Source organism: Halorubrum sp. SD41 (genome assembly GCF_058630335.1).
Genome location: NZ_JBZVGZ010000022.1, coordinates 1 through 12,100 on the forward strand (window position 1 = coordinate 1; position 12,100 = coordinate 12,100).

At 67.8% G+C, this 12,100-nt stretch carries 12 protein-coding genes; 2 read left to right on the forward strand and 10 right to left on the reverse strand.

Translation table 11 applies throughout. From position 1 onward, the window contains the following. Nucleotides 1-554 precede the first annotated feature (554 nt). Entirely contained in the window at nt 555-1,115 is a 561-nt protein-coding gene (locus AC4NMM_RS11320; RefSeq protein ID WP_049932645.1) for a TATA-box-binding protein, read from the forward strand. A 102-nt stretch (nt 1,116-1,217) separates the two neighbouring features. On the opposite strand, the gene AC4NMM_RS11325 is transcribed toward AC4NMM_RS11320, so the two are convergent. From AC4NMM_RS11325 to AC4NMM_RS11340, 4 genes are all read right to left on the reverse strand, one after another. Beyond that, entirely contained in the window at nt 1,218-2,423 is a 1,206-nt protein-coding gene (locus AC4NMM_RS11325) for a Cdc6/Cdc18 family protein (protein ID WP_096392838.1), read from the reverse strand. Between the two features lie 726 nt (nt 2,424-3,149). Then, complete coding sequence (locus AC4NMM_RS11330) at nt 3,150-3,965, reverse strand: DUF7839 domain-containing protein (protein WP_096392837.1); 816 nt, start codon at nt 3,963-3,965, stop codon at nt 3,150-3,152. Between the two features lie 66 nt (nt 3,966-4,031). Then, a complete protein-coding gene (locus AC4NMM_RS11335; protein WP_096396055.1) occupies nt 4,032-6,284 on the reverse strand; it encodes an NADP-dependent malic enzyme in 2,253 nt (750 codons plus the stop codon). A 160-nt stretch (nt 6,285-6,444) separates the two neighbouring features. After that, complete coding sequence (locus tag AC4NMM_RS11340) at nt 6,445-7,566, reverse strand: DUF7544 domain-containing protein (RefSeq protein ID WP_491924302.1); 1,122 nt, start codon at nt 7,564-7,566, stop codon at nt 6,445-6,447. 110 nt (nt 7,567-7,676) lie between these two features. On the opposite strand from AC4NMM_RS11340, the gene AC4NMM_RS11345 reads away from it, so the two are divergent. Further along, nucleotides 7,677-8,537, forward strand: coding sequence for a DUF7117 family protein (locus AC4NMM_RS11345; protein ID WP_491924303.1), 861 nt, complete (start codon nt 7,677-7,679; stop codon nt 8,535-8,537). Between the two features lie 36 nt (nt 8,538-8,573). Here AC4NMM_RS11345 and AC4NMM_RS11350 read toward each other — a convergent pair whose 3' ends face one another. The 6 genes from AC4NMM_RS11350 to AC4NMM_RS11375 form a co-directional block, all read right to left on the reverse strand. Further along, nucleotides 8,574-9,299 carry a fumarylacetoacetate hydrolase family protein gene (locus AC4NMM_RS11350; protein ID WP_491924304.1) on the reverse strand — a complete coding sequence of 242 codons (726 nt, stop codon included), beginning with the start codon at nt 9,297-9,299 and terminating at the stop codon, nt 8,574-8,576. 54 nt (nt 9,300-9,353) lie between these two features. Continuing rightward, nucleotides 9,354-9,875 (reverse strand): DUF8048 family protein, encoded by a 522-nt coding sequence (locus tag AC4NMM_RS11355; RefSeq protein WP_231899183.1) that lies wholly within the window; start codon nt 9,873-9,875, stop codon nt 9,354-9,356. Continuing rightward, nucleotides 9,875-10,267 carry a MoaD-like domain-containing protein gene (locus AC4NMM_RS11360; RefSeq protein ID WP_096396046.1) on the reverse strand — a complete coding sequence of 131 codons (393 nt, stop codon included), beginning with the start codon at nt 10,265-10,267 and terminating at the stop codon, nt 9,875-9,877. The genes AC4NMM_RS11355 and AC4NMM_RS11360 overlap by 1 nt, the downstream gene beginning before the upstream one ends. After that, the gene (locus tag AC4NMM_RS11365; protein WP_096396043.1) at nt 10,264-10,545 is read right to left on the reverse strand and encodes a ubiquitin-like small modifier protein 1; all 282 of its coding nucleotides are present in this window, start codon (nt 10,543-10,545) and stop codon (nt 10,264-10,266) included. The genes AC4NMM_RS11360 and AC4NMM_RS11365 overlap by 4 nt, the downstream gene beginning before the upstream one ends. Nucleotides 10,546-10,622: 77 nt before the next feature. Next, nucleotides 10,623-11,006 carry a DUF7971 family protein gene (locus AC4NMM_RS11370; RefSeq protein WP_096396041.1) on the reverse strand — a complete coding sequence of 128 codons (384 nt, stop codon included), beginning with the start codon at nt 11,004-11,006 and terminating at the stop codon, nt 10,623-10,625. 88 nt (nt 11,007-11,094) lie between these two features. Beyond that, on the reverse strand, nt 11,095-12,093 hold the full coding sequence (locus AC4NMM_RS11375; protein WP_096396039.1) for a phosphate signaling complex PhoU family protein: 999 nt from the start codon (nt 12,091-12,093) through the stop codon (nt 11,095-11,097). Nucleotides 12,094-12,100: the final 7 nt, after the last annotated feature.

Consider the following 12,100-nt stretch of genomic DNA (forward strand, 5'->3'; position numbering starts at 1 on the left):
GCTTGGATGACACCGAACGACCACGGCTCACATCAGATCACCGCTTACGCCGGAGCGCAGGGGGCGTGATCCTCATCGGATGAGTCGGACGAGCCGACTCTGCGAAACCGGGCCGAGTTGAACGGCCCGAGTCCGCGGTGCGTTCTTCGCGTATTGACCGAACGGGCTTGTACACTTAAGCACGTCGGAACGCTTCGACCGGCCGCGTCAACGGCCGGTCGGTGCCCCCTCGGCGGGGGCGCCTCGCATCTCATCGAATGCCCGGGTTGTACTTAACCCCGTCGAACTAACTACGCCACGTCATGCGGTTTCACGGAGCAGTTTACAACGAGTTGATCCGTCAACGACTGGCCGTACTCGGAGAGAGACGGCGTCATCGAGCGGTTGGAGTGAAACTCGCGATCGGACAATCTATCAGAATAATTTCATAGTGTTCTCGCACTACGTCGGGAGCTCGCGCGTACGCGGGGACAGGTAATATTTCGTTTCGGGACGAGCCGGTCGTTTATACCACGGGCGTTTATAAGGGAGGGGGACACATATAAAAGCGAACGATGACGAACCCTGCAGACTCGATCGAGATTCAGAACGTTGTTGCATCGACGGGTATCGGCCAGGAGCTCGATTTGGAGGCGCTCGCGGAAGACCTCCCGGGCGCGGATTTCAACCCGGACAACTTCCCCGGCCTCGTGTACCGGACCCAGGAGCCGAAAGCGGCCGCGCTCATCTTCCGCTCGGGGAAGATCGTCTGTACGGGCGCGAAGAGCATCGACGACGTCCACGACGCGCTCGGTATCATCTTCGAGAAGCTTCGCGGCCTCCAGATCCCCGTCGAAGACGACCCGGAGATCACCGTTCAGAACATCGTGTCGAGCGCGGACCTCGGGCACAACCTCAACCTCAACGCCCTCGCGATCGGGCTCGGCCTCGAGGACGTGGAGTACGAGCCGGAGCAGTTCCCCGGGCTCGTCTACCGGATGGACGAACCCGAAGTCGTCATCCTGCTCTTCGGGAGCGGAAAGATCGTTATCACCGGCGGCAAGCGGACCGACGACGCCGAGGAAGCGGTCGAGGAGATCGTCGAGCGCATCGAAGGGCTCGGCCTGCTCGGCTGAGGGTGAATCGATCGGTCTGTTCGGTTACCACCGCCTCGGTATGAGGCGGTAATCGGTGTCGAGCGGCCGTCAGTCAGTGTCGAGCGGGCGAGTACGGTTCGGCTACGTTTCGGCGTCGTCTTCGGTGAGGACCTCTTTGACGACGCTCGGATCCTCGAGGAGCTGGTGTTTGGTGTAGCTTCCCTCGGCGCTGCCGCCGCTGTGTTTCGACTGTTCGATGATGTCGAGGAACGCGTGTTCCTTCAGCAGGTCGCGGACGCGTCGCAGCGAGAGGCTGTCGGAGCCCTCCTGTCGACAGATGTTCTCGTAGATCTCGTACACGCGGCTCGTCCGGAACCCGTCCTGTCGACCGTTCGAGAGCGATAGCAGCGCGAGCGCCTGGAGCACGTACCGCGAGTGGGGTGTGGACCCGCGGATGAGCTCTCGGAACCGGTCGGTCTCGGCCCGCTCGCGCGCCTGCGTGACGAACTCCTCGCGGACGGTGGGCTCGTCGTTCCCCTGTGCGATCTCGCCCGCGTATCTGAGGATGTCGATGGCCTTCCGCGCATCACCGTGCTCACGTGCCGCGAGCGCCGCAGCGCGCGGGATAGTTGACGGGTCGAGAACGTCGTCGTGGAACGCGTCCGCACGCGCCTGCATGATCTCTCGTAGCTGATTCGCGTCGTACGGCGGGAAGACGAACTCGCGCTCGCAGAGGCTCGACTTGACGCGCTCGTCCATCCGGTCTTTGTACTGGATCTTGTTGCTGATCCCGACGACGCCCAGCTTACAGTCGGTGATCTTCCCGGCCTCGCCCGCGCGGGACAGCTGCATCAGGATTGCGTCGTCGTCGAGCTTGTCGATCTCGTCGAGCAAGATTAGGACGACGTCGTACCGCTGGTCGAGGATCCGCCAGAGCCGCTTGTAGTACGTGGAGGTGGAGAGTCCCTTGTCGGGGACGTTGATCCCGGTCTCTTCGGGGTCGTTGACGCCCTCGGCGATCGTCTGGACCGCCTGCGTCTCCGTGGTGTCCTGCGCGCAGTCGACGTAGGCGAACGTCGCCGTGACGCCCTCCTCGCTCGCGGTCGAGACGAGTCGCTTGGAGACGTACTTCGCACACAGCGACTTCCCCGTACCCGTCTTCCCGTAGATGAGTACGTTGCTCGGGCTCTGTCCGAAGATGGCCGGATTGACCGCCGTCGCCAAGTCGGCGATCTCGTCGTCTCGGCCGACGATTCGCCCCTCGCCCGGCAGGTGACTGATCTCGAGGAGTTCCTTGTTTGCGAAGATGGGATCCTCCCTCGTGAAGAGGTCGTCCGCTGCGTCCATGAGAGAGACACCGGGTTTCCGGTGAAATGCGTTCTGTTTCGTGGCCGGGTGTGGGGCGCGGTCGTGGGGGAGGTCGGGGGACGGGTTGGTCGGTCGAGACACACACCGTGTTTCCGGTGAAAGCGGGGATTGGGGAGAGGTAGGTCGGGGAGGAACGGGTTGAGGTGGTTTGGGGTAGGTCGGGGAGGAACGGGTTGAGGTGATTTGGGGTAGGTCGGGGCGAGACCCTCGGAGGAGCGAGGTCGACGCGATAAGAACGACAGAGAGAACGGACGACGAGAATAGGCACCGATCAGCGAGAGTGCGACAGGAGTGAGACGAGTGTGCCACAAGACCAACAACGGGGAGGCGATTGCCAGCCTATTTCACCGGAAACCCGGTGTTCGATGGAGTGTTAGACGACTCCATCACGAGGGAGACCACGTTTCCGATGAAACGGGCTGTATGGCTCGGCGAGCCTTCGCCAATGTGGCTTGGCGAGCTTTACTCTGGATTAGGTAATAAAACCTGTTGTTTTGAATCGGACAGGATGTTCGGTTTCTCGGACAAGATACCCAGCCCACCCAACAACCGCACCCAGCCAGACCCCGATTTCACCGGAAACACGGTGTGTCTCTCCGCTCGTATCGTTCACTACTCGTTTCGCCCCCGAATCGAACCCATCCCCACACGTGATTCTCCCCGCACCCGGTCTTCACGGCATCGCGCTCTGGCTTTGTGACCGACTCAGCGGTCGAGGGAGTCGCGAACCTCGTACCGAACGCCGTCTTCGCGCAGCCGCGTCGTGTGCCGAGAGAGTTCGTCGGTCGACACGAGCAAGAGCACGTCCAAGCCGCGAAGGGCGGCCTGTGAGACGCCCGTCGCCGATCCGAACCGGACGTCGGGCCGCAGTCCGGTACGGGTCACGAGCGCGTAGGCCTCGGTCCCACCGACCGCGACGAGGTCCGCCTCGGTGGCTCGATCCCTGATCACGTCCGGAGAAGGGGGCTCCCCCTCCGTCACGGCCGGAACGGGGACGACCGTCACCACGCCCGGGTCGTACTCGACGACGCCTTCGAAGTCGGTGACGCCGACGGCCTCTCCCGCCTCGCCGCCGGTGACGACGACCGCCGTCGCCGCCGCACCGCCCTCGGGGACGGCGTGTAACACCCCGTCGCGCATCTCCAGTCCGACGTCGTCCCCCTCTTCGAGCGCGTCGGTCGCCACCGCGGCGTCAACGTCGACGCTTCCCAGGACGTCGTCGGACACCCGAGAGACGAACTCCGAGAGGGCGTCGGTTCGCGTGATGATCCAGTCGACTCCCTCCTTCGTCACCTCGTACCGACCGCGACCGCGTTTCTCCACGAACCCGCCGTCGACCAGATCCCGGACGTAGTCGCTCACGGCCTGCGATGTCACGCCGATGACGTCGGCGATCTCCTCTTGGCTCACCGCCGGCTGTCGCGCGGCGATCTCGACGAGGACCCGGTAGCGAGTCGCGTCGCGCCTGTTGTCGAGCACTCGCGGCCCGGTCGCTTCGTCCGGATCCTCGCTCGGTCCCATGTCAATACTGTCGTAGTTGGAAACAAGTAAAATTGGTGTGACGAGCGCCGGGCTGCGGCCGACGAACTACTCTTGCGCGTCCACGACCGCGACGCTGGCGAGGTTGACGATGTCTTTCACCTCGTCGCCCCGCTGGAGCACGTGGACCGGCTCGTCCATGCCGACGAGCATCGGTCCGATGGCCTCGGCGCCGCCGAGCCGCTGGAGGAGCTTGTACCCGATGTTCCCGGCTTCGAGGTTCGGGAACACGAGGACGTTGCCGGCCTCGTCGAGCTGGGAGAACTCGTAGGTCCCGTTGAGGATGTCGTCGACGACCGCGGTGTCGGCCTGCATCTCCCCGTCGACCGGGAAGTCGACCGCGTCGTCGGACTGGAGGATGTCGACCGCGTCGCGCGGCTTTCGTGTCCCCTCGTTGTCGACGCTCCCGAAGTTGGAGTACGACAGCATCGCCGCGCGCGGCTCGACGTTGAACCGGCGCGCGAGGTCGGCGGTGTGTCGCGTGACCTCCGCCAGCGTCTCGGCGTCCGGGTCCTGATTGACGGTCGTGTCCGCACAGAAGATGACCCGGTTCTTGAACGTGAGCATGTACACGCCGGCGACGGTGTCGGTGTCGGCCGCGGATCCGACGATCTGGAGCGGCGGCCGGAGCGCGGACGGGTAGTGGTGGGTGAGCCCGGTGAGCATCGCGTCGACGTCGCCGGTCTCGACCATCACGCTCCCGAGGTAGTTCGTGTCCCGCTTCACCAAGTCGTCCGCTTCGCGCTTCGTGATTCCCTTGCGCTTCCGGAGCTCGTACAGCCGATCGCCGTAGTCGGAGACGTCCCGGTCGTCGGGGTCGACCACTTCGGGGCGGAAGGATAGGCCGAGTTCGGCCGCAGTCTGGGAGATGGTGTCGGCGTCGCCGAGCAACACCGGCTCCGCGATCCCCTGCTCGGAGAGCTGGTAGGCGGCGCGGATCATCTTCTCGTCGGTGCCCTCCGCGAGCGCGATCCGCTTCGGGTCGCTCTTCGCTTTGTTCAACACGACCCGCATCATCTCACGGGACTTCCCGAGCCGCGCTTCGAGCCGCTCCCGGTACTTCTCTAAGTCGATCTCGGCCCGCGCGGACCCGGACTCCATCGCCGCCTCCGCGACGCGCGGCGCCACCTCGAACAGCACGCGGGGGTCGAGCGGCTTCGGGATGACGTAGTCGGGGCCGAACTGGAGGGGCTCGTCGCCGTACGCCTTCACGACCGCGTCCGGGACGTCCTTGCGCGCGAGGTCGGCGAGCGCCTCCGCGGCGGCCGCCTTCATCTCCTCGTTGATCTCGGTCGCGCGCACGTCGAGCGCCCCGCGGAACAGGAAGGGGAACCCGAGCACGTTGTTCACCATGTTCGGGTAGTCGGACCGGCCCGTCGCCATGATCACCGTGTCGTCGCGCGCGTCCTTCGCGTCCTCGTAGGTGATCTCCGGGTCGGGGTTCGCCATCGCGAAGATGATCGGGTCGTCGCCCATCGAGCGGACCATCTCCTGCGAGACGATCCCCCCCACCGAGAGTCCGACGAACACGTCTGCGCCCTCCATCGCGTCCGCGAGGTCACCGCCCTCGACGGGCGTGGCGAACTGGCTCTTGTACTCGTTGACCTCGCCGGCCTCGACGCGCTCCTCGGTGATGATCCCCGAGGAGTCGCACATCGTGATGTTCTCCTTGCGCGCGCCGAGCGAAACGTAGAATCGGGCCGTCGCGATGGCCGACGCGCCGGCGCCCGAGAAGACGATATCGAGCTCTGAGAGCTCCTTCCCGGATATGTCGACCGCGTTCATCAGCGCCGCGCCGGAGATGATCGCGGTGCCGTGCTGGTCGTCGTGGAACACCGGGACGTCCATCTCCTCGCGGAGTCGCTCCTCGATCTTGAAGCACTCGGGAGCCTTGATGTCCTCGAGGTTGATCCCGCCGAACGTCGGCTCCATCGCCTTCACCGCCTCGCAGAACGGGTCGACGGAGTCGATGTCGAGCTCGATGTCGAACACGTCGATGTCGGCGAACCGCTTGAACAGCACCCCCTTCCCCTCCATGACGGGCTTCGAGGCGGCGGCGCCGATGTCGCCGAGCCCGAGGACGGCCGAGCCGTTCGAGACGACGGCGACGAGGTTCCCCTTCGCCGTGTACTCGAAGACGGACTCGGGATCGGCCGCGATGTCGCGACACGGCGCCGCGACCCCCGGCGAGTACGCCAGCGAGAGGTCTCGCTGCGTGTTCGTGGGCTTCGTCGTCTCGATCTCGATCTTTCCGGGCGGCTCCTGTCGGTGGTACTCCCGCGCGTCGTCGTCCAGTCCCATATCTCCCTCCATTCGTGAACGGAGTAAAAAGGTATCCTATGGTGTCGAATATGCGATTCGACGTTCGACGATCATCCGACGATCGCGATACGGTGCCGAGAGCCCTGACGCCGCACGACCACCGCCGAATCGCCTACAGTGACGCACGACCACCGCCGAATCACTCACTCACTGATGCCGATTCCTCGGGCGCGACGAGCGCCGGCGACAAGGGGGCCAAGTCGGGATCGATCCCGGCGAGCGTCGAGACCTCGTACGCGGTCAGGTACGTCCCCACGAGCAAGGTGACCGGGAGCGTCAGGACCACGACCGCGACGACCGCGCAACCCAGAACGGTCGCGAGAACGATCAGTCCCGCAGTCGTCCCGATCAGCGCCTCGACGCCGCCGAGGGGGACCGCCGCGAGGAGGAGCGCGACGAGACCCGTCACCGCGACGACGCCGCCGGCGAACGCGACGACGATGGCCTGAACGATCCCGACGCCCGCCGCGACGACGGCGTGAACCACGAAGTAGGCGACGACCTGCCCCCACGATCCGCGGAACGATGCCCAAACTGCTCGCCATCCGTCGAGCACGCCGACGTCGCGGGCGACCATCGCCGGCGCGACGAACTCGAACGTGAGTCGGGACGCGACGGTCCCGATCAGTGCGGTCCCGAGCGCAACCACAGCGAGCGCCCCGAGCGCTGCGGTCACGATCGTCGACGAACCAGTGAGACCGCCGAACGAAACCCCGACCGCGCGCAACGCCGCGGGGTCGACGGCGACGACGAACGCGAGTACGGGGACTCCGGTCGCGACCGCGAGGACCGCCGAAAAGGCGAGCAGTCCCAGCGCCTGCCGGAACCGATCGCGGAACGGCCGCCAGAGCGCGACCTCGGTCGTCGCGAGCGCGTCGTAGAAGACCAGCCGGAAGGCGATCGAACACGCGAGGAGCGCGACTGCGACGAGCACCGCACCGACCGCGATTCCGACCAGCAGCACGGCGTCGAGCCCGGCGAGCAGCTCGGCGGCCGTACTCACGGCGCGCTCGACCTCCGCCGGCACCGACTCAGATTCCGTGGCGGCGAACTCACTCCAGGCGCCGGCTCGGCCGGACGAGGCGCCGAACGACGACGAAGCGGCGCCCGGCACACCAACGCCCGACACTCCGGCGCCACCGCCCGCCATCACGAGCGCGAGGAACGCGAGCTTCGCCCACCGCACCGCCTCGAACGGGAAGAGAAAACGCCGCGTCGTGTCGACGGCGCGGTCGAGCGCGTCGACGGCGTGCCAGGTCATACCGACCGTTCGCCGGAGGGCGTGAAATATGCTGGCAACTGAACGATCGTCTCCCGAGCCCCCACCGCCGACCCGCAGTCGTTTAGGGCGGACGCGACGAACCGCCTCGCATGAAAGTCCGCGGCGAACGCGAGTGCCAGTCCTGCGGCGCGCGGTGGTCGTACTACGAGACGGGCTCCGTCGCGTGTCCGAGCTGCGGCGACTTACGCAGCGTCGGCGTCGACGACCGCACCGCACACACCGACGCGCCCGTCTCCCTCGACCTCTCCCCGCACCGCGAGCGGTTCGGGGACGCCCCCGAGACCCTCCCGCGGTCGGGGACCGACGACCTCCAGTCCGACCTCCGGGAGTACTGCCGGAAGCGCGGGTTCATCGACGGCGGCCGGCTCGCCCCGCTCGACGGAACGTACCTCGCGACCCGCGAACTGCTGGAGGCGGTCGACTGCTTCGAGCGACTGCGCGACCCGACCGATGCCGACCGCGAGTACCTCCTCGCGCTGCTCGCCGGCGCCGACGACGGCGACCGACCGGCGCCCGACGAGGTCCCGACCGCGCTCCGCGAGGCCCGGGGGATGGCGGCCGTGCGCGCGGTCGAGGCGTTCCGGAGCGACGCGCTCGACTTCCTCGACGAACTCGAAGCGGGCGCCGAGCGGAGCGAAACCGAAGACAGCGACACCGAAAGCGACGACGACAAAGACACCCACGACGACGCCCCGACGGTCACCGTCGACGGAGCGGATCCGGAGGACAGGATCGGTCCCGCCCGCGACGCCTTCGAACGCCTCCGCGACCGCGTCACGCGCGTCGACGCGCTCGGCGGTGACGTGCCGCCCGCGGCCGCGGACGCGCTCGTCGAGGCCGCCGACGCGCTCGGTGCGTACGTCCGGACCGGCGACGAGACGGATCTGCGGACCGCCGACGACCTGATCGACGACGCGAGCGTCGACGACCTCGACCCGGCGGGCGGCTGATCTCGGTCGACGCCCGCCCGGCTGAACTCGGAGACGCTACTCCGCGTCCGGCGCGACCACCGCGTTCGAGAGCGTGCCGACCCCCTCGTAGGTGATCTCGACGCGCTCGCCGGGCTCGACGAGGCCGGGGTTCGCCGGGCTCCCGAAGGCGACGCAGTCGCCCGGTTCGAAGGTGAACCGCTTGGAGAGGTACGAGACCACCTCGTGCGGGCCGAACAGCATCAGTTCGGTGTTCGCGTCCTGACGCGTCTCGCCGCCCACGGTCGTCTCGATATCGAGCCCCGTCGGGTCCACGTCGGTCTCGATCCACGGCCCGAGCGGCGCCGAGCCGTCGAACGCCTTGCGCGCGGTCCGCCCCTGCTGGTCGAGCGCGTCGACGTCGTTCATGACCGTGTAGCCGCGCACCGCGTCCGGGACGTCTTCGGGGTCGAGGTCGCGGCACCGCTCGTCGATCACGGCGACCAGTTCGCCGGCGTAGGTCAGCTCGTCGGTCCACTCCGGGTACCGGATCGGCTCGCCGTGCGCGAGCAGGCTCGCCGGGGGCTTTATGAAGAAGTCCGGCTCCTCGGGGCGCTCGTAGTCCATCTGGTCGAGCGTCTCGGCGTAGTTCCGACCGACGCAGTACAGCGCGCTTGGGTCACACGGCGGGAGCAGTCGCCCGTCGCGACCGACCTCGTAGCGGCCGTCGTCGGCGACGACCGCGCCGTCGTCGTAGCGGCCGGTGACGGATCCGTCCGGCGTGAGCAGTCGAGCGAGTCGCATGCGGGAACGTCCGCGCTGCGGTTCGAAAAGGCGTCGGTGACGGCAGGACTCGGATCAGTCGCCGTCCGCGTCCGCGTCGCGGTCTCTCTCCGCATCTGCGTCGCGGTCGCCGTCCCCCTCCTCGACGCCGATGACGACGCCGGACCGGATCTCCAGCGCGGCCTCGAACTCCTCCCGGCGACCGCTCCCGGAGCCGATCCGCTCGACCGCGGCCTCGTGGGCGCGGACCACGGCGTCGAACTCGCGCTCGTCGAGCCCGACGCGGTCGGCCACCGCCTCCCAGTGGTCCGGCTCGACGAGGAACGTCTCGCGCCCCGGTTCGGCCGCGATCCGCTCGTACCGGCGGCGGTACGCGTCGATTCTGGGGCCGAGATCGGCCTGGACGCGCGCGAGCAGCGCCGGCACGCGGGCCGCCGGCACGCTCGCGAGCGCGGCCGTCTTCACCAGCGCGGTGCCCTCGATCGGATACGGGCCCGGGTCCTGCTCGGCGGCTTCTGGGACTCCGGAGCCCCCGGTGCCGTCGTCGGGATCCGCAGTCGCGTCGTCGGGATCCGCAGTCGCGTCGTCGTCGGACATCACCCGCCGGCGCGCATGGCCTTCTGGCGGTACTTCGGCAGGAGTTCGGCGAGCGTCTCGGGGTCGCCCGCGAACTCCGCGGTCACCTCCGTGAGCTTGATCGCGGCCGCGGCGGTCACCTCCTCGGCGCGGAGGGTCACGCGCCAGCCGTCACCGTCCACGCGGGTCGCCTCCGCGGGGTCGTCGGTCCCGACCAGCTCGCCGCCCAGGTTTCGGAGGTAGTGGGCGGCCAGCCGCCGAGAGATACCGCGGTACGCAACCGTCTCGCGCTCCCATCCCTCGTCCGCGGGCGGAGGACCGGGCGAATCGTCGCTCGCGTCGCCGTCGGCCTCCTCGGTCGCCGTCGTGCCGTCGCCGCCACCGCCTCCGGCCGCTGACCCGTCGTCGCTCATGCGCCCCCCGCGACCGGCGGGAACACCGAGAGCCGGTCGCCGTCCGCCATCGGCGTGTCGAGCCCGTCGAGGTGAAGCACCTCACGGCCGTTCTTCAGAACGTTGATCTGCGGGGCGAGGTCGCCGTCGACGATCAGCCGGCCCTCCATCCCCTCGTACTCGGACTCCAGTTCGCGCAGAACCTCGCCGACGGTGGAGCCGTCGGCGAACTCCGCGTTCACCGTCTTCCCGCCGGCGGCCTCGCGAAACGTCGCGAAGAACCGCAGTTCCAGTTCCATACCCGTACGTCGTGTCGCGGCGGCTTAAAAGCGGCCGGCCGCGGAAGGTGACGGTCGGGAAGTCGACGGGTCGCCGACTACAGGTCGGAGAGGCGGATCCCGTCTTCGACCAGCCGGAAGTTGCGCTCGCGGTCGAGGTCGTCGGCGAGCCACTCGTGGTCGTACAGCTGGCCGATGAGTTCGAGGTAGAGGTTCCGCCACGCGATCGCGTAGATAGGCGACTGCCCCCACGCCCGCAGCTCCGGAACGAACTCGTGGTACGTGCTCGCCTGCGACTCCATGCGCTCGACCGCGTCGGCGACGACCTCGGCCGCCTCGTCCGGCTCCGCCTCGTCGAGCGCGTCGTTCAGCCGCGACTGGATCCCCGCGATTGCGCGTCGCATGTCGCGCTCGGCCGTCCCCTCTTCCTCCGGAAGCGACTCGACGACGCCCTTCGGCACGCCGAGTTCGATCTCTGGCATGCGATCCCCTCGGGGGAGCGCGGTCAAAAAACCCGTTCACGCGGCAACGAGATCGGGGACGAACGTCTCGATTCGAGCCGCGACCCGTTCACGGCGTCGGGGCGGCCTTCTGGAGGGCGGTCTCGGCGATGTTACCGCCGTAGTCGGCCGAGCGGAGCACGGAGTCGACGACGAGCCCCAGCAGCTGCGCGCGCGTGGGGTCAAGGTCGCGGAGGAGCTCGTCGATGGAGCGGACGCGCTCGTCGATCGCCCTGACCCCGGCCCGCGCCTCGTTGGCTCGCCGGGTCGCGGCGTCGGTGTCGTCGTCGAACAGCGCGTCCATCGCCGCGTCGATCACGTCGACGGCGTCCCCGTGGAGGTCGCTCACCGCCTCGACGACCTCCTCGGGCAGCGGCTCGTCGATGTTCAGCGTCAGGTGCGCGATCTTCGTCGCGTGGTCGCCGATCCGCTCCAGCTGGCGGGCGCTGGAGTGGTAGTCGAAACACTCCTCGCGGGGGAGGCCGAGCTCCTCGGCGGCCTTCGGCGTCCGCAGCGTGGCACGGAAGATCCGCGAGACGACGAGCCACAGCCGGTCGAGATCGTCGTCGCGGCCGATCACGTCGCGCGCGAGGTCGTGGTCGTGTTCCGCGAGCGCGGTGATCGCGTCCTCGAGCATCGACAGCGAGATCAGCCGCATCCGCGTGACCGCGTTGTGGATCGAAAGCTCCGAGGAGTCGAGGAGGTCCTGAACGACGACCCTGTCGCGCGTCTCCTCTAACACCTCCAGGCCGACGAGGCTCTGAACCGCGTCGCGGATCGTCGACCGCTGCTCGGTGGTGATCTCCGCGGCCGCCAGTTCGATGACGTCGAACCCGCTGACGTACATCGTCGTCACCGCGCGCTGGAGCGCCTGCCCGGTCAGGTCGGCGATGTCCAGCGACCCCCGCGTCCGCTCCTCGTCGGACCGCGGGGTGAGGACCAACGAGTCGCCGTCCGGGTGGAACTCGATCTCCGTCCCGGCCTCGACGTCGTTGTCGGTCGCCCACGTCTTCGGAATCGAGACCGTGTACGTCGAACCGCCGGTGACCTGGACCTTCCGCGTTTCCATACCTCAT

What these genes read in the sequence shown, in the direction of transcription:
- AC4NMM_RS11365 (WP_096396043.1), bottom strand. Translation starts at nt 10,545, where the DNA reads ATGGAACTGGAACTGCGGTTCTTCGCGACGTTTCGCGAGGCCGCCGGC.
- AC4NMM_RS11350 (WP_491924304.1), bottom strand. Translation starts at nt 9,299, where the DNA reads ATGCGACTCGCTCGACTGCTCACGCCGGACGGATCCGTCACCGGCCGC.
- AC4NMM_RS11335 (WP_096396055.1), bottom strand. Translation starts at nt 6,284, where the DNA reads ATGGGACTGGACGACGACGCGCGGGAGTACCACCGACAGGAGCCGCCC.
- AC4NMM_RS11375 (WP_096396039.1), bottom strand. Translation starts at nt 12,093, where the DNA reads ATGGAAACGCGGAAGGTCCAGGTCACCGGCGGTTCGACGTACACGGTC.
- AC4NMM_RS11325 (WP_096392838.1), bottom strand. Translation starts at nt 2,423, where the DNA reads ATGGACGCAGCGGACGACCTCTTCACGAGGGAGGATCCCATCTTCGCA.
- AC4NMM_RS11330 (WP_096392837.1), bottom strand. Translation starts at nt 3,965, where the DNA reads ATGGGACCGAGCGAGGATCCGGACGAAGCGACCGGGCCGCGAGTGCTC.
- AC4NMM_RS11320 (WP_049932645.1), top strand. Translation starts at nt 555, where the DNA reads ATGACGAACCCTGCAGACTCGATCGAGATTCAGAACGTTGTTGCATCG.
- AC4NMM_RS11345 (WP_491924303.1), top strand. Translation starts at nt 7,677, where the DNA reads ATGAAAGTCCGCGGCGAACGCGAGTGCCAGTCCTGCGGCGCGCGGTGG.
- AC4NMM_RS11370 (WP_096396041.1), bottom strand. Translation starts at nt 11,006, where the DNA reads ATGCCAGAGATCGAACTCGGCGTGCCGAAGGGCGTCGTCGAGTCGCTT.
- AC4NMM_RS11340 (WP_491924302.1), bottom strand. Translation starts at nt 7,566, where the DNA reads ATGACCTGGCACGCCGTCGACGCGCTCGACCGCGCCGTCGACACGACG.
- AC4NMM_RS11360 (WP_096396046.1), bottom strand. Translation starts at nt 10,267, where the DNA reads ATGAGCGACGACGGGTCAGCGGCCGGAGGCGGTGGCGGCGACGGCACG.
- AC4NMM_RS11355 (WP_231899183.1), bottom strand. Translation starts at nt 9,875, where the DNA reads ATGTCCGACGACGACGCGACTGCGGATCCCGACGACGCGACTGCGGAT.